This window comes from Edaphobacter sp. 12200R-103 (assembly GCF_010093025.1).
In the GTDB taxonomy this organism is placed as follows: Bacteria; Acidobacteriota; Terriglobia; order Terriglobales; family Acidobacteriaceae; genus Edaphobacter.
In genome coordinates, this window is the sequence record NZ_CP048114.1 from 2,165,482 (window position 1) to 2,190,679 (window position 25,198).

Genomic DNA, 25,198 nt, shown 5'->3' on the forward strand with positions numbered 1-25,198 from the left:
TATCCCTCCTCCCAGCCTGCCTTCCTTTCGTCACAAAACAAGACCTGCGGGCGGTGACCGTTTCCAAACGCCTTCCAAAACCTGTCACAATGGATCAGGGTCGCTTTTTTCCGTTTCGTCAGCCACTGCCCATGACGGCAGAAGGAGAATCTCAGCATGGCCGCCCCCAGCAGTTACGAAGCTATCCTTCCCCATCAGCTCGGGCTTCAGGTCTTTATCGCTCCTCCAAAGCATCCCACTCCGCTGCAGGAGATTATCGCGGCGCTTCGAACCATCCCAGCTCTGGATGGCCTGACAGAAGAGGAGTACAGTTGGTTCGCCACCCACGGCATCGAGCGCGTCGGCGAAGACGGCGCGATGGTCTTTGCGGAAGGCTCTCCCTGCGATCGCATGGTCTTCATCCTCAAGGGTGAGGTCCACGTCCGTCGTCACAACGCCGGCCCCATGGCGCTTTGGATTGGCCGCGCTGGAGCCATGACCGGCAAGCTGCCCTTCTCGCGCATGAAGGTTTACGGAGGCGAGGGCTATCTTGTCGGTGACGGATGGTCGCTCGATATCCACGAAGATCTCTTCCCCGAGATGCTCGCCGCGATTCCCTCGATGACACAACGCTGCGTCTCCACCATGATGGATCGTGTCCGCGAGGTCACGCGCATGGAGCAGCAGGCGGAAAAGCTCGGCGCGCTCGGCAAGCTCGCGGCCAACCTCGCGCACGAGCTCAACAATCCTGCATCCGCGGCCCAGCGTTCAGCCTCCAGCCTCTTCTCCGAACTACGCCAGTACGGCGACCAGAAGTATCGGTTGGGAAATCTTTGCCTGTCGGACGCCCAGACTTCGCAATACCGCTCCTGGGTGGCCAGGACACGATCGACGCTCGCAGAACGGGAGGCTATTCAGGGAGTTCCTGATGCCCTGGCCATCAGCGATCGCGAGGGCGATCTGATTCGCTGGCTGGAGGAGCACAACATCTCCAATCCCTGGGCGATTGCTCCCTCCCTCGCGGAGACCGGCATCGCAGCGTCGCAGCTTGACGAGCTCGCCGGCATCGTCACCACCGAGGCGCTGCCCGTCGCCGTCGCAACCTTCGCCAGCTCCCTGCGCGTGGAGCGCATGGCAGAGACCGTCGTCAACTCGACCGTGCGCATCTTCGACCTGATCCGCGCCATCAAGGATTACTCCTACATGGACCAGGCGCCGATCCAGGACATCGACATCGCTCAGTCGCTGGAGAATACGCTGGCGATGTTCAAATCGCGTCTCCAGGACGTTCACGTCATCACGGAGTTCGATCCCGAACTTCCGTCTGTCGCGGGCTACGGACGCGAGCTCAATCAGGTGTGGACCGCGCTGATCGAAAACGCGCTCGATGCCATGAAAGAGAAGGGCACGCTACGCGTCTGTACGCGCCTGCAGGGAGGTATGGCCTTTGTCGAGGTCTGGGATACCGGCCCCGGAATCGATCCCGAACTGAAGAGCCGCATCTTCGAGCCCTTCTACACCACCAAGGCTCCCGGCCGCGGTCTCGGACTCGGACTCGATACAGTACAACGCATCCTGGAGCGCCACTCCGGCTACATCCAGGTAGACTCCAGGCCCGGTAGCACCTGCTTCCAGGTACGCCTTCCACTCGAACAAGCCCAGGCGTATTAGCATCAGGTAGCTTGTCGTTGGCATAGACTGGCCGCCCCGAGCAAAAGGTTCGTCATCCTGAGCAACGCAAAGGATCCCTGTATTTCTCCTGTAGCGTCGATCGTGCTCCGAGACGGAATCCTTCCTGCATTCCGCCCCAAAAAAAAGAACGCCGCTGCAAGGCGCAGCGGCGTGAGGCCGTTCTTTGGAAATCAGAACTCAAGTCGCGCACCCAGCTGCAAAAAACGTGCCGGGTACTGGCTTGTAGCTCTGCCAAACGTCGAACTGTTCAGGCTGGACGAGATACCTCCCAGACTCGCCCGGTTGAAGAGGTTGAAGATCTCCAGGCGCAACTGCAGATTGGCGACCTCGCGAATGCGATTGTTCTTGAGCAACGCAAAGTCCGTATTCGCGTAGCCGGGATTGCGATAGCCGTTGATGACCTCGTTGCCCTCACCCGGAAGATTCGCAGGTTTTGTAAAGTCGCCGGCGGAACCGAAGACTCCGGCCGCATTCTTGTTCGCCGTACGGTCTGCATTGCGGCCAAGCTGATGGTTGCGATCCGTAGGAATGCCGTAACCATAGCTCGGAACATCTGGAAGATCGCTGTTGTTTCCATCGGCGTTATAGTCTCCACCGGCTGAATAGGACGCAGTCTGCAACACGGTAAATGGCGTGCCGCTCTGCAGGATCGTGATTGCGCTCGGCTTCCATCCATTCGTCAGATAGTGCAGGAACGCCGGGCCGGTCTTCAGGTTCGGCAGCTCATAGCTGACTGCGAGCGACAGACGATTCGGTGCGTCCCAGTTGGAAGGACCCCAATACTGGCTGTAGTTGCCAGTGTTGGACTGCACCGTGGGATAGGTTCCGGCATCGTCATGTGAACTGGACCGGGTGTACGAAGCATTGATGAACCCGCGATGCATAAAGCGCCCCTTGAACGAAGCAATAAATGCATTGTAGGTTGAGGTTGGACCGTTGACGGTGTAGCGAATCGAACCGAAGTTCGTGTTCAGGCGAACGAACTTTCCGTTGTTCTGCACCAGGCTTCCGGGAAAGTTATTGATGTCGACACCGTAGTTCGCATTCGTCGTTCGCGAGGCGAAACCGGTGAACAGATCGTTCGAGTGCGATCCTGAATACCCTACGGCAACCGAGTAGTTATTCGTAATTCCGTGCTCGAGCGTAACCGTGTAGTTGAGCGTATTCGAGGCCTTCAGGTTGGGATCGTTCCCGCCGGCGCTTACCTGCAGGCCCTGGATTCCGCCGTGGTCGTTGAGGGTATAGCCCTTGAAATCCGGATAGGTAAATCCAAAGGGATACGTGTCGCTGGTTCCAACGCTATAGATCGGTTGCGGACCATCCGTATTGCTCTGGAAGGTCACACCCGCAGGTGCAGGCGGATTCTGAAACTCGTTCTGTACGTTCCCCAGCGTCACCCAGTCGTGATACAGACCAAAGCCGCCGCGGACCATCCACTTTCCCTGACCAGTAAGATCCCAGGCCACACCTGCGCGAGGGCTCCAGGCTGTGATCGCATGGTTGAAGGCGTGCGAGACCTGCTTCACATATCCGTTGGCCACCTGTTCGGAGGTCGTGGTCCCCGGACCATAGAAGAAGTTCGCCGCTATCGTCCCCTTCTGCGGAGCAGGATTGCCGAAGTCATCCCACCGGATGCCGTAGGTCAGCGTCAGGTTCTTATTGATCCTCCAGGTATCCTGCGCGAACAGGCCGATCGTATTGCCATCGAACTGGAAGCTGCCACCGCGCAGACCGGCCTGCTGTCCTGTCAGCAGATCGAACGATACTCCCGACTCCGAGAAGATCTTGTCCTGAACGAAATCAGCCACTGTTTGGAAAGAGAAGTGCGGCTGCGAATTCATCGGGCCAAAGAAGGTCAGATTATCCCCTTGAGATCCTTCATAGCCGACACGAAGATTATGCGTGCCGAAGACGTGCGACAGCGTGTCCTTCCACACAAAGTGGTGCTGTACATAGTTCTCATCCGCCTTGCTGACACCCAGCTGCGTATTCCAGCCCGAGGTCAGCGAGATGATCGGCAGATGGAACGGTCCCGTCGGATTGATCAGACCCTCCATGCGCAGCCAGCCGATCGCCGCTTCATTGACGGTGTTGGAGTTAAACGTATGAGTCTCGTTGCCCTGCACCGACCGCACGATATAGTGTTGCGGCGCATTGTGATCGAGACGCACCGAAGGGCCGCCGATATCGAGACGGGTCTGATAGTAGTTCCCGTAGATGCGGTCCTTTGTAAAGACCTTGTCCAGACGCGCATTCCACTGCAGAGCGTCGCGATAGTTAGTCGCTGCCAGCACGCCCTGATCTACTACCGGCATCGAACACGGAATGTTCGCCGCCGCCGCCGTACCGCATGTCGTCTTGAACAGCGATGCTCCCGTCTGCGCCACTCCCGTAGTCGTCGCATTCACCGCGGGGTACTTCGACAGCAGGTCCACACCGACGGAGTTCGGCCAGTTCTGCTTCGCCCAGGCAATAAACTGCGGGGCTTCATAGGTGACCTGCGAGCTCGACTGCGTCGATGACAGCAGAGGCTCCCATCCCGTGAAGAAAAACGTGTTCTTCAGGAACGGCACCGGACCGCCCAGCGTGGCCGAGATGTTGCTCGAATGGAATGGCAGCATCTTGTAGGTTTCGCGGGGCTGGAACTGGGTTCGTGCCGTCAGCCAGTCGGCCGTGTAGTAGTTGCTCGCCACAAAGTGATAGCGGTCCGCTCCCGACCGCGTCGTCATCACCTCAACGATGGAGCTGCTGCGGCCGTACTCCACATCGAACGTGTTCACCTGAACCGTTGCTTCCTGGATGGTATCGGGATTGGGAACCAGGTTCAGGACGCCCGGCGTAATGTTGCTGGTGATGTCCAGCCCATCCACCACATACATGTTGCCTACGCTGCTGCGACCGTTTGCGCTGGCCGTCACCTGCGTCTCCGAGCCGTAGTTGTCGGTCGATTGTCCATTGCCGCCGCTGCCCTGCACCCCTAGCCCCGTCACACCAGGCGCCAGCGTCACCAGGCCAAGCTGGTTGCGTCCCGGTAAAGGCAGCGAATCGAGTGCCTCGGTATCGATCGTCAACTGCGTGCGCGACTCTGCCGTATCCAGCACTGGCGCCTGATCGGAGACCTCCACCACCTGCTGCGAAGTAGCAATCGCCAGCGTAATAGGAACGTTCATCAACTGTGCTGTCGTCAGCGTAAAGGGGACCTTGCTTGTCCCGAAGCCGGCAGCGGTGGCCGATACAACATAGTTGCCCGGAGCCAGACTCAGAAACCGGTAGCCGCCGCGCGCATCCGACTCGACTGTCTGCGAGACCTTCGTCGCCGTATTGGTCAACGCCAGCGTAGCTCCGGGAACAGCCGCGCCCGTCGCATCCTGCACAGTACCCTGCAGGCTTCCTGAGAACTGCGCCAACGCCCTATGCGAAAAAAACAACACAACGACCAGACCGCTAAGATGTAGCAGTTTTCGTAAAGACATCACCTTTCTCCTGAAAACAGAACCTGGAGGGGCCGCCTCTGACATGAAGACTCGTCTGGGTTCAGCGCAAGACCCGGCTCCACGCATGGCGCATGGAAAACTCCACACGCTCACACCGACGGAACAGTATCCGTTTTAATGTTTCATTGTCAATTAATAATTTTTGTAGATCTTATATAACTTTCATTTTTACGAAACAGCAAAACCTCTACCTATCTTCTTGCATACAGCTCTGACAGTCCCGTTGAACGTGTCATCTTGAGCGAAGCGTCTCGCAGCTTCACCGCGATGACAACCCAGCAATTCCGCGCACAAGGCTGGATCAGGAGGAGACGACCTTCCGCCCGATCTCCTCAACCGTCCCTACCAGAAGATCGAAGTCCTCCCGGCGCGAGCGATGATTCGAGATGGCCACACGAATCGCGAAACGCCCGTCGAGCACCGTCCCCGACGGCACAGCCACGCCGCTCTCCTGCAGCCGCATCAGGATCTCCCTGTTCTGCGCCTCGTCAGCATCGGTATAGCGGAAGCAGACAATATTAAGTGGGACTTCCGCGGCCAACTCCAACCGCTGCGATCGCTCGATCAACGAGGCGAGGTACTGCGCCTGCTCAACGTTCTGGTCCACAACAGCCGTGATCGCATCGACACCCAGAGACTTCAGGCTCATCCACGCTTTCAGCGACCGGAAGCCTCGCGACAACTCAATCCCTCGGTCCGCAAAACGGATCCCACCCGCAGCCGGGCCTCGCTCCATCGCGGTCAGATAGCTTGCTCCGGTGGCGAAGGCAGCCATGTGCTCCTCGGGGTCGCGTACCAGCACACAGCCGATGTCGTAAGGCATGTAGGCCCACTTGTGCAGATCGAATGCCAGCGAGTCCGCACGTTCGATTCCGCTCACGCGCGACCGGAGCTTCTGCGACCAGTAAGCCGGCGCGCCAAATGCTCCATCCACGTGGAACCACAGACCTTCCTCTACACAGAGATCGGCAATCGCCACCAGATCGTCCGTAGCTCCCGTGTTTACGGTTCCGGCGGTCGCCACCACGCACACCGGCCTCGACCCTGCAGCACGATCCGCGGCAATCGCCTGCTTCAGTTCGTCCACCCGCATCCGGTAGCCGCTGTCCACTCCAATGGCACAGAGTCCGGCACGGCCCATCCCCATCAGCTCCATCGCCTTCTTCAACCAGCTATGGGTCTCGGTCGAGCAATATACCCGCAGCAGAGGTCCGTCCCGCAGCCCCTCTGCCCGCAGATCGAAGCCCGCCCTCGCATGGCGACCCACCGCCAGTCCGATCAGGTTGGCCATGGTGCCTCCGGTGGTCAACAGGCCGCTCGCTCCGGCCGGCATCCCCATCAGCTCCGCCATCCACCCGATGACCTGCTCCTCGACCAGGGTGGCCGAGTCGTCAAATCCGCCCACATTGGGGTTCATTCCGGCAGCCAGCATCTCGGCCAGCATGCCCTCGGCTGTTCCGTTTCCCATCACCCATCCCCAGAAGCGCGGGTGGGTATTCCCGATGCCGTACGGAAGAACGTGCTTCAGGAAGCTCTCATAGGCAGCCGCAGCTCCCTCTCCTTCGCGGGGAATCCCAGAGTCCTCCAGCGCGCTTCGAGAGTCGTCAGGCAGAGGCTGCCAGACTGGCTGCTCCCGCCGCCCCTGCAGATGCGCAAGCATCACATCCACCATGCGATGCCCCAGCTCGCGCAATGTATTCCAGTCGCTCTCCGTGCCGGGGTCCAATGTCTTTTCCGCATCGTCGGAACGCATTTTGGCTCACCTCCAGCGAACTGGTTCACCCTTGGGAGCAAGATACACCTCCGCAGGAGCCCCATCGGTAGCGTCCAGCAGGTTGTCGCAAACTGAAAATTCCGGATAACCGCCGTCGGCGGCAAAAGAGGTTACTTCGTAATCTCGACACCGCGCCAGAAGGCGATGTGATGCTTTACGTTCCGGGCGGCGGGCTTCGGGTCCGGATAGTACCACGCCGCGTCCTGGTTCTCCTGACCATCTACGAGGATGGTGTAGTAGCGCGCCTGGCCCTTCCACGGACAGCTGGAGGTCGTCGAGCTTGGCCTCAGGAACTCTCGCTTAACCGTCTCTTCGGGAAAGTAGATATTACCTTCTACCGTTTCGTAGATCTCGCTCTCGGCCAGAACCTGCCCATTCCAAACTGCCTTTGCCATAGTATGCAACCCATTTTCTTTCTGTAATTTACAGCAAAGCCGCCCTAATCCCTCAGGCGGCCCAACGCACATCAGTTTCCAAAGGCTACTTTAGTATTTGTAACAGAATCGCCGGGAAAAACAAACGCGAGGCTAAGTCGTTCTTTCTCAACGTTTCGCAGCACTCTCGTGCAGCTTGACGGACAAAGAAGGCCTTCGCCTCGCGCATGGTGTGATCGATACAGTCTGTCAGGCGGCCTCTCCCTCCGGCTGCGCAACCTGCTTCTGATAGCTGCATGGAGGAGTGGCGGAGACAGCCTCTTCCGCCTCCGGGGCACCCTTCTTCTTTCTGCGCTTCGGCAGAGCATCGTGGTTATTCGGACACACCCAGAAGGTTCCCTTGTCGTGGGCTACCTCCAGCAGGTAGGCGCTGTCGCACTTCGGACAGGTCTCGTTGATCAGCTTCTGGTTCGAGGCAAAGTCGCACTTGGGATAGTTCACGCAGCCGTAGAAGACATCCCCACGTTTGGTCTTGCGCGCGGCGATATCGCCGCCGCACTTGGGGCACTTTACATCAAGCAGGTCCTGCTTGATGTACTTGCACTTCGGATATCCACTGCAGCTGGTGAACTCACCATACTGCCCCTGCCGCAGAAGCAGCGGCTTGCCGCACTTCGGGCAGGCCTCTTCCAGCTGGACTGGCGGCTTCTGCTGCACCTTCTGGTTCAGCTTGCGGATCGTCTTGCACGGAGGATCTTCGTTATAGCCCGGGCAGGCCATGAAGGGTCCCCACGGTCCGTTGCGCAGCACCATCACGCGCCCGCAGTTATCGCAGAACTCCTCCTCGGCGACATCGTCCGCTCCGGGAGCATTCAGGTCCGGCTTGGAGGCGTAATTTTCCTTGGTGAAGTCGCAGCTGAAGGTCTCGACCACGACCTTCTTTCCCTTCCCCTGCGCCTGATTGATCGCTTCGGTCAGCTCCTTCGCGTCCTTCACCTCGCGACTGAACTCGGTGACATCCTCGGTCATCGCCTTCACGGTCATCGGGAAGGTAAAAGCGTCAGTGATCTTCTTCACGACCGACTTCGCGTTCTTCTTCCACGGCCCCGCAGCCACGTTCATCGGTTTCGACTTCGTGAAGTTCGAGCAGGAGAAGAAGCTGCCAAACTTGCCCCACTTCAGAATCAGCGGGGAGCCGCACTGCTCGCAGACCTCGTCGGTCTTGTGCTCCATCCGCTTGATATCTTCCATATGCTTCTCGGCGACCTTGAGCTCTTTTTCAAAGTGGTCGTAGAAGCCGGTCAGCAGATCCGTCCAGCGCTCCTGTCCATCCTCCACTGCATCCAGCTCGACTTCGAGCGTGGCCGTGTACTGCGTATCGAAGATGTACGGGAAGTTCTTGACCAGCAGCTTGGTGACAACGATTCCGATCTCGGTTGGTACAAACCGACCCGTAATCTTCTTTACATAATCGCGGTCCTGAATGGTGTTGATGATCGAAGCATAGGTCGAAGGCCGCCCGATTCCCTTCTCCTCGAGCGTCTTCACCAGACTGGCCTCGTTGTAGCGCGGCGGAGGCTGAGTAAACTTCTGCTGCGGATCAAGCTTCTCGAGCTTCAGCGCTTCCCCGGAGAGCAGCTCAGGCAGTCTGCGCTCCGAGTCATCTTCGCCCTCCGCATCCTGCGTAACGTTGACCTGCGCAAGACGCTCTTCCTTCGCGGCCTTCTCTTTGGCCGCCTGGCGGGCGCGTTTCTCTTCCTCTTCAAACTTCAGGTGACCATCGAACTTCAGCACGCTCCCGCTGACCCGGAAGTCATAGGTCAGCTTCGCCTTTGCCTCAATCTCAACCGTGGTCTGGTCGAAGACCGCCGGAGTCATCTGGCTGGCGACGAAACGCTGCCAGATCAGCTTGTACAGCCGATACTGTTCGTCGGAGAGATATCGGCGAATCGAATCCGGCGTGAACCGTACCGAAGTCGGACGGATCGCCTCGTGGGCGTCCTGCGCCTGGGCCTGCTTTTTGCCCGCAAACTCGTTTGGCTTCGTCGGAAGATAGCCAGCGCCCAGCTTGCCGATATACTCGCGTGCCTCTGCTATCGCATCCGGGCTGACACGGGTGGAATCGGTACGCATGTAGGTGATCAGGCCGACCGTGCCTTCCGGACCCAACTCCACGCCCTCATAGAGACGCTGGGCCACGCCCATCGTGCGCCGCACGTTGAAACCCAGGCGTCCAGCAGCCTCCTGCTGGAGCTTGCTGGTCGTAAAGGGAGCCTTGGGGTTGTTCCTGCGCTCTTTCTTCTCGACCGACTTTACCGCCCACTTCGCGGTGTGAAGTTCGCCGACAACCTCATCAACTGCTTCACGATCCGGGAGGGCGTTCGAGAGGAACTGTTCCTTGCCGTCAGCATCGACGCCATTGGCGACGCGTGACGGAATCCCATTCACCCCGACAAACCGCGCCGTAAATCCCTGCTTGCCGGCAGCCAGAAGATCGGCGTCGATGGTCCAGTACTCTACTGGCTTGAAGTCGTTGATCTCCTGCTCGCGCTCGACAATCAGCCGCAGGGCGACCGTCTGCACGCGCCCAGCGCTCAGACCGCGGCGAACCTTGTCCCACAACAGGGGCGAGATCTGGTAACCCACCAGCCGGTCCAGCACGCGGCGGGTCTGCTGCGCATCCACCAGGTTTTCGTCCACGTCGCGCGCATGCTCAAAGGCCGCACGAACGGCCTTCTGGGTGATCTCATTAAAGGTGACGCGACGAACCTTTTTCTTATCCTTAACCACCGGCAGCAGCTGCATCGAAAGATGCGCCGCGATCGCCTCGCCTTCGCGATCCGGGTCAGGCGCCAGGTAAACCGCATCGGCCTTCGCCGCCAGCTTCTTCAGGCGGTCGACGACCTTCTCCTTTCCAGGAGAGACGATCAGCGTCGGCTCGAAGGTCCTCTTCTTCAGCTCTACACCGATGTCGTTTTTGGGCAGGTCCATGATGTGGCCGATCGAGGCCTCCACCAGGTAATCACTGCCGAGATATTTCCCGATCGTCTTCGCCTTCGCGGGCGACTCTACGATCACGAGTGACTTAGCCATTATTTCCCTTCATTCCTCAGAACGTCGGCCCGAAGCCGGAGGTTCCATTTCCAACTGCACTGGCCTGCAATGATTCCCTTGCGAACTTAACACGGTTCGCCGGTTCCGTCATCTCCGGCGATTCCCAACAGACGAAGGCAGCCGTAAAACGTCATCAGGATAAAGCCGGGAAAAAGAGGACGGCAACGAGTGCAGCGTGGCCCCGCAAGCCATTCAAATAAATCAATTTACGATATTGGACCCGCACGGAATTTCCGCTGTTAACCCGGCAGTTACATTGTGCGGACGTAATTCTTTCCCGGCAGCTGCCGAACCCGGCCAGCCAGTTCCAGCTCAAACAACCCGGTGAAGATCTCCGCCGACCCAAGTTGGCCCTCCAACAGCTCCATCAGCTCGTCCAGCTGCGTCGTCTCATCCTGCCTCAGCCTCTCCAGAATCATCCGTTCATGCTCTGAGAGCCTTGTTTCGCTAAATAAGGATGCAGCCTCCTGCGATTTCGATTCATCGCCTGCTGTAATGGCTACCTCCTGTTCCAGCTCAAGCCGGGTCTCCGAAGGCAGGTCTTCCCAGATATCCTCCCAGGTCGCCGTAAGCTTAGCTCCCTGCTTTATCAACGTGTTAGGTCCCCACGCGTTCTTGTTGGTCACGTTTCCCGGAACGGCGTAGACGTCGCGGTTCTGCTCCATGGCCAGCCGCGCCGTGATCCTGGTGCCGCTGTGTTCTGCCGCCTCAATGACCAAGACACCTACACTCAATCCGCTCAGAATGCGATTCCTCACGGGGAAGTTCTGCGGAGCCGGAAAGGTCCCCAGCGGGTACTCGCTGACGATGGCGCCGCCGCTTTCGACGATCTGCTCCGCCAGGCGCTTGTTTTCCTTGGGATAGATCACGTCGATCCCCGTCCCCCAGACGGCGACCGTTCTACCCCGGGCTTCGAGCGCTCCCTTGTGAGCCGCCGTATCCACCCCACGGGCCATGCCGCTTAATATAGTCAGCCCTCGGGCTGCGAGATCGCGGGAGAGCATCTGGGCCATGCCCGCACCGTAGGTGGAAGGATGACGCGTCCCCACCACGGCGATGCCGGGGCGCGAGAGCAGACTTGCGTCGCCCCGAATCCACAGCACCGCAGGCGGATCGTAGATTTCGCGGAGCCTCTCGGGGTACTCCTCATCCACGGGGGTCAGGATCGAACCGCCGTTCTCCTGGGTCCGGTTCCACTCCTCCTCGGCCGCTGTGCGAGCTTTGCCATCGAAGATGAACTGAGCTGATTGGGCAGGCATCCCCAGGCTCTCCAACTCAGTAAGTGAGGCTGTGAAGATCTGCTTGGGATCGCCCAGCCTGCGCATCACGCGCCATGTGCGGGTTGCTCCCATTGCGGGTGTCAACACGACGGCAAGCCACGCCAGCTGCGATTCTGTCCATACCGTATTAACTGCACTCACCTGTTGGCCCGACTTCAAACTCTCTCCCTCGTCACGCATCCTGCGACTGCACGGCTTGAATCAGACCGCGGATATATCCATAACAGTACGCGAACGACTGCAGACCGTGGGGATCGCTCTCCGCCTGCGGAACATGGTCCGGCATCAGCATGTACGGATAACCGACCTCTTTGTAGACATGGATTGCCTTCCACATGTCCACGTCGCCCTCATCCGGATACACCTCGATGAAGTCGTCACGATGCCCCCGGATGTTGCGGAAGTGCACGTTGAAGATCTTCTTCCGCGTTCCGAAGTAGCGGATCACGTCGAAGATCTCTTTTCCGGGATCGGCCAGCATCTCCGACACCGTTCCCTGGCAAAAGTTCAGCCCGTGATACTCGCTCTCGCGGATGGACACAAACTTCTTGAGACCATCGACGGTGCCCAGCACGCGGTCCACACCCTGGTAGCCCGCAGGCGGCACTCCGGGGTCCTGAGGATGACACGCCATCCTGATCTTGTACTCGTTCGCTACCGGGATCACCTTGTCGAGGAAGTAGGTAATCCTCTCCCAGAACGCGTCGGCATCCACATGCCCGGCGATGGTAAGCGGCGTCTTCGGCTTCGCCTCTGCCAGCTTCCACTGGCTGTAGCTGGCATCTCCGCGTCCCGGGGCCCTTCCGCTGCGCAGCACTCCGAGGATGCTCATGTTGTACTTGATCGAAGGCAGCCCGACCTGCGCGCAGTTGCGAATCAACGTTTGAATTTGCTCGATGTCGCGGTCCCGCTCCGGGCTCTGCGCCAGCATGATGGCGGGATGCTTCTCGCGGTCGATGTAGCTTGACGTCAGGATAGGAGGCCCGACGCACAGAATCTCAATGCCGTTCTTCTCCGCCAGATCGCGCATGCGGCTCAACTCGTCGACGGTTGAGGCCACTCTTCCCTCTGACGTCTCCGGATAGCCGCAGATGTGCTTCACACCATACCGCGCCAGGTACTTCAGATGAGCGTCCGTCGTCGGTGCGCTCTGGCATCCCAGCTTCATCATCGCCTTCGGCATTCTGCGCTGCTTCGACGGAGCCGCCACGCCCGGCCTGGTTCCCAGCGCCAGCGCCGCCGTGCCCGATCCTGCAAGAAATCTTCTTCGATCCACGAATCGCTCCCATCCTGCGGATACATTGCATCCGCAGAGAATCCTACAATCCCTGCCGCGGAAGCTCACCGGAAATCTTCATTCGCCCTCATCGCACCGCTTGCAGTTCAGCTCCGCCCCCAGGCGCGAGCGCCTACCCTCTTCGGTCGTCACCCACTCACGAACCGTCCAGGGAGGATCGTGCCGCACATGCTGGTTATGGCCGCACTCCAGCTCGGCCACCCAATGGTTCTCTTCATCCCGATGAAAGCCGATGATCGCACGCTGCATCGTCGGTACACCTCTCTGCATCTTCTAAACTAGGTCTTTGGGCAATCTACTCCATCCCGTTCGCGTCGCCGCTATCAGCTTTCTCAACCCGGCTCCTCTGATGTGGGACTTCGAGCACCCGCCTCTCTCCGCAGAGTTGGCCGAACGGTATCAGCTTCACTACACGCTGCCTTCCCTGTGCGCCGACGAGTTGCTGGCCGGACGTGCCGACCTGGGTTTGATTCCGATCGCATCGCTCACCCCGGAGCTTGCTATCGTACCGGGCTGCACTATCGCTTCGCTGGATCGCGTCCGTTCCATTCAGCTGATTGTTCGCGGACCGCATATGCTGGAGACCGTCCGGACCGTCGCTGCCGATAATGCATCCCGCAGCTCGCGCGCTTACGTCGAGATTCTCTTCCGCAAATTCCTGGGAACTCAACCCGATTTCCTTACCATGCCGGCTGATCCTGTCGCGATGCTTCAACAGGCCGACGCTGCTCTGCTGATCGGCGACCCTGCCCTGCTGGCCGTCGAGGAGCGAGCGAGGATTGAAGCGGCCGTCGGTCCCTGCCAGTGGTTCGATATCGCGCACGAATGGATCAGCCGGACCGGCCTGCCGTGGGTGGCAGCCGTGTGGGCGATCCGGCCGGAGGCACTCACGGAGAGCCACGTACCCGCAGCCACCATCACCGCGGACCTTATCGGCTCACGTGATCATGGGCTTTCCCATATCGAAGACCTGGTTGGCGAGTGGGCACCGCGCCTCAATCTCCCGCCGGCCATCGTTCGCGATTATCTATCGGTAAACATCCACTACACCCTTACCGACGAGTGCATACAGGCGATCCGTCTCTTCCGCAGCTATGCGGAGGAGTTTGGGGTGCTGCCTCCGCTTCCCGATCTCCGCTTTCTCCAGGCATACCCGCCTCCGAGATAGCGTTGGAGAACCTGGAAGCCCCGGGCCGACGGCGATTTTTACAGAACAAACGCGACTCTCCCTGGTCTACAAGCGTCATATTTCAGTATGACCACCATGGCGGCCGCTTCGGTTGTGGCTGACTCTGTCTGGCGTGCGCTCGCCGCCGTGGCCCCCGTGCATCACCGGTCGGCACTGATGCATTTTCTCTTTACCTTCGGGGTATTTGGCCTGTTCCTGGTCTCTATCGTCGATTCCTCATTCGTGCCTCTGCCCATTCCGGGCATCACCGACATGATGCTGGTGCTGATGGCAGCGCGGCATGAAAACTGGATCATGCTTGTGCTGATCGCCTCTGCCGGGTCGGCGATCGGCGGCTACTTCAGCTATCGCGTCGGGCGATCCGGCGGCATGGCCTTCCTCGAGAAGCGCGTGCCGCCCCGGATCTTCAAGCTGGTGCGCGAGTGGATGGAGCGCCATGCCGTCCTTGCGGTGGCACTACCGGCGATTTTGCCGCCTCCGGTTCCCCTCTCGCCCTTCGTGCTCGCTGCGGGAGCACTCGAAATGTCGCGGCGCAAATTTCTATGGGTGTTCACGATCAGCCGCACCGCGCGGCACCTGATCGCCGCAGGTCTTGGTTTGTACTACGGCCGTTCTATCGTGCGACTCTGGAACCATCTCTCAGCGGAATATGCTACGACCCTGCTGGCCGTCACCTGGGGGATCATACTGGCCTGCTGCGCCATCGCTGCCTGGCAGCTGTATCGAGCAACGAAGACGATCAAGGCCACGCCTGATCTGACGTCCCGTAGCGGGACCGCCGTTTAGCCTGCAACGCCAGGCAACGAAGGTTTTTTGCTCTGGCTGCATCGCTGACGTGATAATGATTCCCTAGAAGCGCCAGTTCCATCCGGACTGGGAAAATCGGCGAAGACCGAGAAACCGTATCACTGCTTTCTTCCCAATTTGACGCATCTGCTCTAAACATTTTTGGAGATGGTCATGACCGAGCCCCGTGTTGCCTCGCTTGAACACGCCAAGGAGCGTGTCTCATGGACGCTTGCCCAGTTGGAGAAGATCGCCCTTGCCTTTGAAGCGAGAGGCAGCCTGCTGGTCTTCACGATCTTTGTTCCCATCTACCTGACGATTACCACCCTGGTCGCGCGTCACAAGCTCCTCTGGGACGATGAATTCTTCACCCTGTACCTGTCCCGGCCCGCGACCATGGACCAGATGCTGGCGGGCCTGAAGACCGGCGCAGATCAGCACCCGCCGCTGTTTTATTACCTGATTCACCAGATCACGGCTGTCTTCGGGCTTAGCCATGTAACGCTTCGGCTTCTGCCAATGGCAGGCTTCGGGCTGATGTGTGTCTGCCTCTTCTATCTGCTCCGCAACCGCACCTCGGTGCTGTGGGCGTTCCTGGGCATGCTGATGCCACTGACCTCCAGCGCCATCTACTATGCCACCGAGGCCCGCGGCTACGGCAGCATGCTGGGCTTCTGTTCGCTTGCCCTGCTGGCCTGGCAAAGAATCACCTCCTCGCAGCGCCGACGCGTGCTCTGGCTTTGTACGCTGTTCTTTTCCTCCGCGATGGCGGTCTCCAGCCACTACTATGCTGTGCTCTTCTTCTTTGCCCTGGGCCTGGGCGAAATCGCCCGCACCGTACAGCTCCGCCGCATCGACCCCTGGGTCTGGCTGGCCCTCGCGGGGGCCAGCGTTCCACCGCTTGCGTTCCTCTCCATCATCCGCAGCGCCAACTCCTACTCCGCACATTTCTGGGCGATCCCCATCTGGGGAAGCCTACTGGAGTTCTACCCCGGCATCCTCGGCAATCTGGCAAACATTCTGATCCTCGGCGCCATTCTCTTCCTCATCGCCGCCCTCCGGTCCGAATCCTACGAGCAGGATGGCAGGCAGCGGGTGCTGCGTCACTTCTCAACCTACGAGGTGGTGGCCTGGGCCTGTATCATCGCGGTTCCTCTCTTCGCCATGCTGTTAGCAAAGTTCGTGACCCACGGCTTTACAGAGCGCTACGCCCTGGCAGGCATCATCGGGGCAATTGTGGCGTTGTGCCACCTCGGGTTTGTCGTAGCACCCCGTCCTCGCAGCTTTCCTCTTCTTCTCTGCTGCACAGCTTTGCTCTACTTCGTCGTTCATGGCATCAGAATCATGCGTATCGAGGGAGTAGCCGTCACCCGCCTGAGCGAACAGATGCATCTGCTCGGCAATCATGCGGACTCTCCGCTTGCGCTCTCCGACATCACGATCTTTCACCAGGTCTCGTTCTACTCACCGCGGGCGATAATCCAGAACGTTGCCTTCGTCGCCAATCCGGAATCCTCCGTGAAATACCTCCAGCAGGACACGGTCGATCGCGGACTGCTGGATCTGCGTCCATGGTTTCCACTGCAGATCGTACCCAGCCAGACCTTCCTGGCAGAGCATCGTGAGTTCCTGGTCTATGCCTATATCGGGGCGTGGAGCTGGCTGACTTATGACCTGATTCCGCCGTATTACGACACCAGGATGCTGGAACGCTATAACTCCGACGTTCTGCTCAGCGCGCAGCGGCTGAGCGACCGTCCACCGGATGCAACCCATGCTTTCGATCAGGCTCCTCCGGTCACCGAGTTGTTCCGCAGTATCAGCACAACCGGACCCTCGCTTTGCAAACAGTGGATGCCGCACGACAGCTTCTGCGACCTCATCGAACAGGAACGGGAGCGCTCCCTGCTACATCCCCTGATACCGCGACAGTCCGTGCGATAGAGAGGCATCTGTCAGGCGTCCATTGTGGGCCTTTTGCAAAAACAGTGCTTTAAGCGATTCTCTCCTCGATGGAATCGTCAAGAAAGCCGTCGTCCTGAGTATTTTGCCTGTAGTCTCTGTAGTGCTTCGGGAAGAAAGGGATCCTTCACTACGTTCAGGATGACAAGCCGGGTGATTCCACCGGAAAAGAATGGTTCTAAGCGAAAAGGCGGACCTGAGAGGCCCGCCTTGATCTGTTTCGCACAGAGAACCGATTAAAACTCCCAGCGCAGCAGCGTAGCGCCTACGGTGAATCCCGCTCCGACGCTGGCAAGCAATACCAAATCGCCCTTCTTCAGGCGTTTCTCGTCAAGCGCGGTCTGCATCGCCAGTGGAATCGTACCCGCCGTGGTATTGCCAAAGCGATCGATATTGATGACCACGCAATCCTCCGGCATTCCCAGCCTCTCTGCAGTCGACAGAATGATGCGCTTATTCGCCTGGTGGGGAATAAAGCAGGCAAGGTCGCTTCCGACTACGCCATTGCGGGTCAGGACTGTCTCGGCAGCCTCGGCCATTTTGCGGACGGCAAACTTGTAGACCGTCTGTCCGTCCTGGTGGACATAGTGCATCTTCTTTGCGACCGTCTCTGCCGTGGCGGGATGCAGACTTCCGCCTCCGGGCATATTGAGCGCCACCGCGCCCGATCCATCAATCTCGTGCCAGTAGTCGATCAAACCGACTTCGCCCTCTTCACACGGCTCCAGCAGAACCGCGCCGGCGCCATCTCCAAAGATGACGCACGTCGCACGGTCGGTATAGTCGATGATGGAGCTCATCACATCGGCTCCGATCACCAGAACTTTCTTGTGCATCCCGCTCTCGATCAGCTTCGCCCCTACCTGCAGGGCATAAGGAAATCCAGAGCATGCGGCGGAGAGATCAAAGCCCCATGCACCCTTGGCTCCCAGCTTGTTCTGAACCAGGCAGGCCGTCGCCGGAAACAGCATGTCCGGCGTTACCGTGGCCACAATGATGACCTCAACCTCGCTGGCATCCACGCCGCGCTTCGCCAGGCAGCACTTCGCTGCCTCGACTGCGAGATCGCTGGTGGCCACGCCTGGTTCGACCAGATGCCGCTCGCGGATTCCCGTGCGCTCCACAATCCACTGGTCGTTGGTTTCGACCATCTTTTCCAGGTCTGCGTTGGTCAGCAACCCAGGGGGAACGTAAGTACCTACTGAAGAGATCTTTGCCCGCACCTGCGCGCGCGGCTTCAACGTCAGACTCAAACCTACACCTCAAATCCTTTGGAGGCAGGCCGAACCGCAGCTCAGCCCAACCCCAATCATTTTCCCCGAAGCAAGCGCCGAATGTCACTCAAAACGCCATGCTCCGGCCTGGAGGCAGAACTCCGCCCTCATCATCATCTACCGGAAAGGTAAGCAGAACAATAGCTGGAAGGAATCATGCCCGGGCGCTGTCTTTGGAATCTGCGCTGGGGATCAGAGCCTCCATCTTTGCGGAGACTTAAAAAAATGTACCGGGCGACCTACTGCGCCCGTAATGACCCGTTACCGTTGCTTCCTTCCGGACCTGGCGGAGTTGGCGGGATTACGTCGCGTAGGACCCGGCACACGTTTGATTTTAGCATTCCGAAATCCACATCCAATAATCATGCTAACCCCTTCATTCCCTGCAGCTGGATTCACCTGATAGTCTTTGGTCTATGCGATTGGTCCTGCCACTTTTTCTCGCCGCTTCCTGTGTCTTCACTTCCCCTTCCATCGCTCAGAACGTCCACGTTCGCGTAGCTCATGGAGTAAAGACCGGCGTCGAGGGCACGACCGAATTCCCGACCATCCAGATGGCCATGGACCACCATCCCTTCGCGGGGAAAAACGGCCGCGTCTACATCGAGATCGAGCCCGGCGTTTATCACGAGCGCGTGATCGTGACCCAGAACCACCCCAACATTACCTTCGTTGGAATGGGAAAGAGACCAGAGGACGTCGTCATCTCCAACTCCATGAACGCCAAACAGGCGGGAGGAACCTTCTTCACCGAAACCGTCCGGGTGGACGCTCCCGGCTTTGAGGCCGACAACCTTACCTTCGAGAACACCGCCGGAAACACAGGTCAGGCCGTCGCCATCGCCGTCCGGTCCGACCGCGCTATCTTCAAACATTGCCGCATCCTGGGCCACCAGGACACTCTCTTCGCCGACTACGGCCGGCAATACTATCTGGACACCTACATCGAGGGGACCGTCGACTTCATCTTCGGGAATGCGCAGGCCGTCTTCGACCACTCCGAGCTGCACGAACTCTCACCGGGCTATCTGACAGCGCAGTCGCGCACCTCGGCGAGCCAGACGACCGGCTACGTCATCGCCAACAGCCGCGTCACGGCCGATGACGCCGGCCTCGCCGGGCATCACTTCTTCCTCGGCCGTCCGTGGCGCCCCTACTCACGCGTCGTCTATCTCCATACTGAGCTGCCCTCCACTGTTGCTCCGCAGGGATGGAACAACTGGGGGAAAGCTTCTAACGAGCAGACTGCCTACTATGCTGAGTTCGAAAACTTCGGTCCAGGGGCCACAACCGCTGCGCGTCCCTCCTGGATACATCAACTGCCCCCCGGTCAGGCAAAGCAATTCGAGCCCGCAAACTTCCTTCGCGGCAAAGATCACTGGGATCCTCTCGCTCAGGCAAAGAAGCTTCCCTAGGCTTCCACCGACATCCTGTCCGCCATGGTTCCGAATTTTTCACGAACTCATGGAAGATGGAGCGAAACACGAACTGGATGTAGCATTGTGCTGCATTCCCCCCGGTGTTTCTGGAACCAAAGACGCTTCTATTACCTTGTAGAGGGCAAAACCTTGATGGATCGCAGACGGTTTCTTCAAAGCGCAGCTGGCGTGGCCATCGCCGCAACAACGTCGCCCGACCAAGTCATCGCCGCGCCACTAAAGTCGAGCAAGGTGATCGGCATTCAGATTGGCGCAGTGTCCTTTGCGGACGAAGGCGTGGAGAAGGTTCTGGACGAATGCGAACGTGCTGCAGCGGTGAACACTCTCTTCGTTGCGACCTTTACCTACGGCCGCGGCATCGCCGGACGGCAGGTTCCGGGGCAGCCTCTACCCGACCATGGAACTCAGAAATACGATACAGATACCTTCTTCGGCGGTTCCTACACTAAGGTCAATCCGAAGTACTACTCCGATACGGTCTTCAAGAGTTTTCGTGCGCCAGACCTCGGTAACTACGACGTGCTCGAGCAGGTGATTCCAGAGGCGAAGAAGCGGGGCATAAAGACGATCTGCTGGTACGAAGACGTCTTTCGTAAAAATCTTCCTGACATCGAGAGGCTGCAGGAAGTCGAGCTCTCCGGCAAAAAAGCCACAACCCTCTGCTTTAACAACCCTGAGTATCACCACTGGCTGATGAATATCGCAGAAGACTGGTCGCGCTCCTATGACATCGACGGTGTGATGTGGGGATCGGAGAGGCAGGGTGCCTTCTCGAACGCTCTCGGCGCAAGTCATGCGCATCCTCAGCCATCTACCGTAACGTGCTTCTGCGAGTATTGCTTCGCGAAAGCGCGAAAACAGGGCATCAATCCAGATCGCGCAAAACAGGGATTTCTTGAGCTGGAGAAATTTGTTCTCGCTGCACGTAAAGGCACTCGCCCCGTAGATGGATACTACGTCCAGCTCTGGCGCCTGATGCTTCGTTATCCCGAGCTTCTTGCATGGGAGAACCTCTGGACATCAAGCCTTCGCGAGACACAGAAAGCAATCTACGATCGCGTGAAATCCGTGAACCCCAAGCTCGGGGTGGGCTGGCACATCTGGCACAACAACTCTTTCAACCCGATCTATCGCGCAGAACAGGACCTTGCCGAGATGGCGCCGTACTCAGACTTCCTCAAGGTAGTGATGTATCAAAACTGTGCCGGAGAGCGCATGGTCGATTACATCGAAAGCGTAGGAACCTCCTACTTTGCCGATGTGCCGAAACAGGAGTTGCTCGACTTCCACTATCGCGTTCTTGATTACGGCAACGAGAAAGACTTTAAGACGCTTCCTGCCATCGGCTTCTCATCCGATTATGTCTATCGAGAGACCAAACGGGCACACGATGGTCTTGCGGGGGCAAAAACTCAGCTATGGCCAGGAATCGATGTTGACATCCCTACGGCCCAGGGCCACGCAAAGTGCACTCCTGCTGGAACCAAAGGTGCCGTCATGGCCGCTTTTCGAGGAGGAGCGGATGGAATCATCATCTCGCGCAAATACTCCGAAATGAGACTGGAAAATCTTCGTGCTGTTGGCGACGGCCTGAAGGATTTGCACCTGGCTTAAAATCCGTGCCGGGACTGCGCACCCTTTTCTGTTTGGCAGCTCCGGTGATGACGGTCTACACTTCCTCTCAGCCCTCAGAGGAAGAACATGCTAAATCGATTTTCCAGACGTGAATTTGCCAAACTCTTCGGCTCCGCCGCGCTCGCTCCATCCATTCTTCCGGCCCTCTCTGCCGAGCAGGCACCCGCCCAAAACGCTACGATTGCGCCTCCGGCGCCACAGCCATTCCCCAAGGGCTTCCTCTGGGGATCGGCGACTGCCTCTTACCAGGTCGAAGGCGCAGTGAAGGAAGACGGCCGCGGCGTCTCCATCTGGGATACCTTCTCCCACACCCCCGGCAAGACCAACAACGGAGACACCGGCGACGTCGCCGACGACCACTACCACCGCTACAAGGAAGACATTCAGCTGATGAAGGCGCTCGGCCTTCAGACCTACCGCTTCTCGGTCGCGTGGCCACGCATCTTCCCCAACGGAACCGGAGCTCCCAATCCCAAGGGCATCGACTTCTACAGCCGCGTCGTCGATGAGCTTCTCGCCAACAACATCCAGCCCTACTGCACCCTCTTCCACTGGGACCTGCCCCAGGCGCTCGAAGACAAATACGGCGGCTGGCAGTCCCGCGAGACCTCCGAGGCCTTTGCCAACTACGCCGGATACGTCGCCCAGCACCTTTCCGACCGCGTCCAGCACTTCATGACGCTGAATGAGATGCGCTCTTTCGTCGACATCGGCTATCGCGACGGCCGCCACGCTCCGGGCCTCAAGCTTCCTCCAGCCAGGGTGAACCAGGTGCGGCATAACGCCGTCCTCGCCCACGGGCTTGGCGTACAGGCTATTCGCGCCCATGCGAAGACTGGGGTCAAGGTAGGGCTCGCCGAAAACGCCGAAGCCTGCTCGCCCATCATCGAAACACCCGAGCACATCGAAGCCGCTCGCAAGGCCATGCGCGAAGAGAACGCCGGTTATCTGACCGTCGTCCTCGAAGGCAAATATACGGACGCCTATCTCGCCCATCATGGAGCGAATGCGCCGAAGTTCACCGCCGCCGACATGAAGGCCATCGGCTCGCCCATCGACTTCGTTGGCCTCAACAACTACACCACCACCTGGGTTCGCGCCGACAACAACTCCCGCGGCTACGCCCTCGTTCCAGCACCTGAGTCCTACCCGCACATGATGAGTTCATGGCTGCGCGTCGGCCCACAGGGACTCTACTGGGCCCCGAAGTTCATCGCCGAGATCTGGGGCGTGAAGGAGATCTACATCACCGAGAACGGAGCCTCTTCCACCGACGTCCTCACCCCCGACGGCCACGTCTACGACTCCGACCGCATCATGTACCTGCGCAACTACCTCACGCAACTCCATCGCGGAGTCTCCGAAGGCGTCCCCGTCAAAGGCTACTTCTGCTGGTCCTTCATGGATAACTACGAGTGGGCCGACGGCTACGCTTACCGCTTCGGCCTGCACTACGTCGACTTCAAAACCCAGAAGCGCACTCCCAAGATGAGCGCTCACTTCTATAAAGAAGTCATCGCCCGCAATGGCCTTGCCTGATTGCCTGCGCGCCCAAAATAGTCCTCTTGTGCCTTAAAAGACAGGTCATCCTTCGACTGTGCCTCATCGCGAGAGGCACAGTCGAAGGATCTGCGGTTCGGAGCGGGTAGCTCTGCGAGAACGCACTTCAATGCGGTCTCATCATGGCAGATCATTCCCAAAAGGTTATGGACAGTCGAATCAGGCATCCCTATTCTGAAGCTCATGGTTCGCCCCCTTGTTGTACTTATCCTTCTTTCTGTCCTTGTCCCCCATCGTGCAATCGCTCAAAGCAGCGCTTTGACCCCTGCCCTTTCCGGATACATCACACATGTCTCCGCCGCATCCGACTTCGATGTAAACGGCTTGCACGTCATCTGCACTTCCAGCACCCAAACCTTCCAAGGCTCAACGGACCCGGCGGTTCCTCGCATCAGCGGCGGCGAAGTCTTTTTCGGAGAACGTGTCGATCTCTACGGAAAAATTGATCGGAAGAAGCATGAGATCGAAGCAACCAAGATCGTCTTTCGTAAATTCAAGCCCGAAGTCTTCAGCGGACTTGCCGTCATCGATCGCATTCTGTCCTCCCCAACAAGCGGAGAGCTGATGGTTCGCGCCGACGGATATCGAATCTCCATCAATTCCTCGACCCAGGTCGACTACACCAGCCCCATCTCGTCGCTGGCAGAGGTAAAGCCCAACGTCTGGATCACGTATCACGGAACCCTGCGTGACGGAGCCATCATGGCCGACAGAGCTACGTTCCAGCCCAACGACATCTCCAATCGCGAAGGCAACCTTCTCAAAAAAAACGGAATATGACCCTTCCAAAGTCCCGGACGACTCCAAACAAAATGTATGGAGCAAGCAATTTCTCGGCCTCAATCCTAAAAAGATCCCTCCATACCGAGACACCGTTATGCAGGCGCGCGTGGATCGTATTGGATCCAGTCTTATTCCGGAATATCAGCGCAAGTTAGCCAGCGACGATCCATCGAAAATCGCGTTCCGTTTTCAACTCATCGACAATCCAAAGTTTCACGACGCACTCACGCTCCCGAATGGGATCATCCTCGTACCTCGGCAAATCGTGGAGCGGCTTCCGGAAGACGCTCAGCTTGCCGCCGTGCTTGCAGACAATATTGCATGCGCTCTCGAAAAGCAGACCTACCGGTTGGCGCCATCGTATGCAGCAATGTCTACCTCACAGGTAGCTTCCAATGTCGGTGGCTTCTTTGTGCCGGGACTTGGACTGGCCACCGGCGTTGCGAACTACGCCTCCGCGAAATCCATCCGAACCGATCTGCTCGATCAAAGCGGACGTGTCAGCCTCGGTCTCTTGCATGACGCTGGCTACGATCTACAACAGGCCCCGATTGCATGGTGGCTTCTGGCTGCGAAGCCATCGAAGAGCCTTGCAGAAACAAAAATCCCTCCACGTGCGGAGAATCTCTATCGCACCATCGGTCTCATCTGGCGGAATTATCGTCCAATGGCTAGTTTACAAACACCCACAAACTGATAGCCCTTGCAGTGTGAGGCCACCTCTTTTGATCAGGAGGTGGCCTCTTGCTTTGAAACGCTTACACCTGCACCATACCGCCATCCACAAACAGCTCCACACCCGCCACAAAGCTCGAATCGTCCGACGCGAGAAACACAACTGCCTTCGCAATCTCGTCCGGAGTTCCGATACGTCCCAGCGGAACCTGCGAGACCAGGGCCGCCTTTAGCTGCTTCGCCTGCTCTGCGTCCGCAACCAGACCATCCACCGCGGGAGTATCGATCGGTCCGGGACTCACCACGTTCACCCGAATCTGGCGATCCTTCAACTCATTGGTCCACGTGCGTGCAAACGAGCGCACCGCAGCCTTCGTCGCGCTATACACACCAAACGCTGGCATGCCTTTGACGGACACAATCGATGCATTCAGCACAATCGTTCCACCGGCAGGAATCAGCGGCAGAGCCTTCTGCACCGTGAAGAAGAGTCCCTTCACATTCGTATTGAAGGTCTTGTCGAAGTGTTCTTCGGTCACTTGGTCGATGGTCGCAAACTCTCCGCCTCCCGCGTTCACAAACAACACATCGATGCGGCCATATTGCTTGTTGATCTCGGCAACGACCTTTTCGATGTCCTCGATCCTGCTGGCGTCGGCCCGGATCGCCGTTGCGTCCGCTCCGATCTCCTTCACTGCGGCGTCCAGGTTCTCCTTGCGCCGGCCGGTGATAATCACCTTCGCACCCTCGGTGACAAAGCGCTTCGCCGTCGCCAATCCGATGCCGCTGTTACCGCCGGTCACCAGTGCAATCTTGCCTTCCAGCTTCCTCGACATGAAACCTCCCTTTGCTTTCCTCAGGGGGTTTGATTCCGCCTCACTCCAAAAGTTC

18 protein-coding genes and 1 other RNA gene are annotated in these 25,198 nt (G+C 58.6%); 9 read left to right on the forward strand and 10 right to left on the reverse strand.

Annotation, left to right across the window (positions count from 1 at the left end):
* Positions 1-156: 156 nt before the first annotated feature.
* Entirely contained in the window at positions 157-1,650 is a 1,494-nt protein-coding gene (locus tag GWR55_RS08990) for an ATP-binding protein (protein ID WP_162401967.1), read from the forward strand.
* Positions 1,651-1,841: 191 nt separating this feature from the next.
* On the opposite strand, the gene GWR55_RS08995 is transcribed toward GWR55_RS08990, so the two are convergent.
* From GWR55_RS08995 to GWR55_RS09025, 7 genes are all read right to left on the reverse strand, one after another.
* Positions 1,842-5,144: a TonB-dependent receptor gene (locus GWR55_RS08995; RefSeq protein WP_162401968.1), complete on the reverse strand. Its 3,303-nt coding sequence runs from the start codon at positions 5,142-5,144 to the stop codon at positions 1,842-1,844.
* 322 nt (positions 5,145-5,466) lie between these two features.
* The gene (locus tag GWR55_RS09000; RefSeq protein ID WP_162401969.1) at positions 5,467-6,918 is read right to left on the reverse strand and encodes an aminotransferase class V-fold PLP-dependent enzyme; all 1,452 of its coding nucleotides are present in this window, start codon (positions 6,916-6,918) and stop codon (positions 5,467-5,469) included.
* A gap of 131 nt (positions 6,919-7,049) precedes the next feature.
* The gene (locus GWR55_RS09005; RefSeq protein ID WP_162401970.1) at positions 7,050-7,334 is read right to left on the reverse strand and encodes a DUF427 domain-containing protein; all 285 of its coding nucleotides are present in this window, start codon (positions 7,332-7,334) and stop codon (positions 7,050-7,052) included.
* 228 nt (positions 7,335-7,562) lie between these two features.
* On the reverse strand, positions 7,563-10,406 hold the full coding sequence (topA, locus tag GWR55_RS09010) for a type I DNA topoisomerase (RefSeq protein ID WP_162401971.1): 2,844 nt from the start codon (positions 10,404-10,406) through the stop codon (positions 7,563-7,565).
* A gap of 272 nt (positions 10,407-10,678) precedes the next feature.
* The gene (gene dprA, locus GWR55_RS09015) at positions 10,679-11,866 is read right to left on the reverse strand and encodes a DNA-processing protein DprA (protein WP_238398735.1); all 1,188 of its coding nucleotides are present in this window, start codon (positions 11,864-11,866) and stop codon (positions 10,679-10,681) included.
* 13 nt (positions 11,867-11,879) lie between these two features.
* Positions 11,880-12,983 carry a mannonate dehydratase gene (locus tag GWR55_RS09020; protein WP_162401973.1) on the reverse strand — a complete coding sequence of 368 codons (1,104 nt, stop codon included), beginning with the start codon at positions 12,981-12,983 and terminating at the stop codon, positions 11,880-11,882.
* 78 nt (positions 12,984-13,061) lie between these two features.
* On the reverse strand, positions 13,062-13,253 hold the full coding sequence (locus GWR55_RS09025) for a DUF3565 domain-containing protein (RefSeq protein ID WP_162401974.1): 192 nt from the start codon (positions 13,251-13,253) through the stop codon (positions 13,062-13,064).
* Between the two features lie 37 nt (positions 13,254-13,290).
* On the opposite strand from GWR55_RS09025, the gene GWR55_RS09030 reads away from it, so the two are divergent.
* The 3 genes from GWR55_RS09030 (at position 13,291) to GWR55_RS09040 (ending at position 16,923) form a co-directional block, all read left to right on the forward strand.
* On the forward strand, positions 13,291-14,172 hold the full coding sequence (locus GWR55_RS09030) for a menaquinone biosynthetic enzyme MqnA/MqnD family protein (RefSeq protein ID WP_238398736.1): 882 nt from the start codon (positions 13,291-13,293) through the stop codon (positions 14,170-14,172).
* An 87-nt stretch (positions 14,173-14,259) separates the two neighbouring features.
* Complete coding sequence (locus tag GWR55_RS09035) at positions 14,260-14,979, forward strand: YqaA family protein (RefSeq protein ID WP_238398737.1); 720 nt, start codon at positions 14,260-14,262, stop codon at positions 14,977-14,979.
* A 174-nt stretch (positions 14,980-15,153) separates the two neighbouring features.
* Positions 15,154-16,923, forward strand: a complete 1,770-nt coding sequence (locus tag GWR55_RS09040; RefSeq protein WP_162401975.1) for a glycosyltransferase family 39 protein — start codon at positions 15,154-15,156, stop codon at positions 16,921-16,923.
* A 254-nt stretch (positions 16,924-17,177) separates the two neighbouring features.
* Here GWR55_RS09040 and GWR55_RS09045 read toward each other — a convergent pair whose 3' ends face one another.
* A complete protein-coding gene (locus tag GWR55_RS09045) occupies positions 17,178-18,194 on the reverse strand; it encodes a beta-ketoacyl-ACP synthase III (RefSeq protein ID WP_162401976.1) in 1,017 nt (338 codons plus the stop codon).
* 246 nt (positions 18,195-18,440) lie between these two features.
* Positions 18,441-18,538, reverse strand: an RNA gene (gene ffs, locus GWR55_RS09050) — signal recognition particle sRNA small type.
* Positions 18,539-18,631: 93 nt separating this feature from the next.
* Between ffs and GWR55_RS09055 the strand changes: the two genes are divergently transcribed.
* The 5 genes from GWR55_RS09055 (at position 18,632) to GWR55_RS09075 (ending at position 24,329) form a co-directional block, all read left to right on the forward strand.
* Positions 18,632-19,630 (forward strand): pectinesterase family protein, encoded by a 999-nt coding sequence (locus tag GWR55_RS09055; protein WP_162401977.1) that lies wholly within the window; start codon positions 18,632-18,634, stop codon positions 19,628-19,630.
* A 156-nt stretch (positions 19,631-19,786) separates the two neighbouring features.
* Positions 19,787-21,268 (forward strand): hypothetical protein, encoded by a 1,482-nt coding sequence (locus GWR55_RS09060; RefSeq protein WP_162401978.1) that lies wholly within the window; start codon positions 19,787-19,789, stop codon positions 21,266-21,268.
* An 87-nt stretch (positions 21,269-21,355) separates the two neighbouring features.
* Complete coding sequence (locus tag GWR55_RS09065; protein WP_162401979.1) at positions 21,356-22,828, forward strand: GH1 family beta-glucosidase; 1,473 nt, start codon at positions 21,356-21,358, stop codon at positions 22,826-22,828.
* A gap of 204 nt (positions 22,829-23,032) precedes the next feature.
* Positions 23,033-23,629, forward strand: coding sequence for a DUF5666 domain-containing protein (locus tag GWR55_RS09070; protein ID WP_162401980.1), 597 nt, complete (start codon positions 23,033-23,035; stop codon positions 23,627-23,629).
* A gap of 109 nt (positions 23,630-23,738) precedes the next feature.
* Positions 23,739-24,329, forward strand: a complete 591-nt coding sequence (locus tag GWR55_RS09075) for a hypothetical protein (protein WP_162401981.1) — start codon at positions 23,739-23,741, stop codon at positions 24,327-24,329.
* 61 nt (positions 24,330-24,390) lie between these two features.
* Here GWR55_RS09075 and GWR55_RS09080 read toward each other — a convergent pair whose 3' ends face one another.
* The gene (locus GWR55_RS09080) at positions 24,391-25,143 is read right to left on the reverse strand and encodes a glucose 1-dehydrogenase (RefSeq protein ID WP_162401982.1); all 753 of its coding nucleotides are present in this window, start codon (positions 25,141-25,143) and stop codon (positions 24,391-24,393) included.
* Positions 25,144-25,198 lie beyond the last annotated feature (55 nt).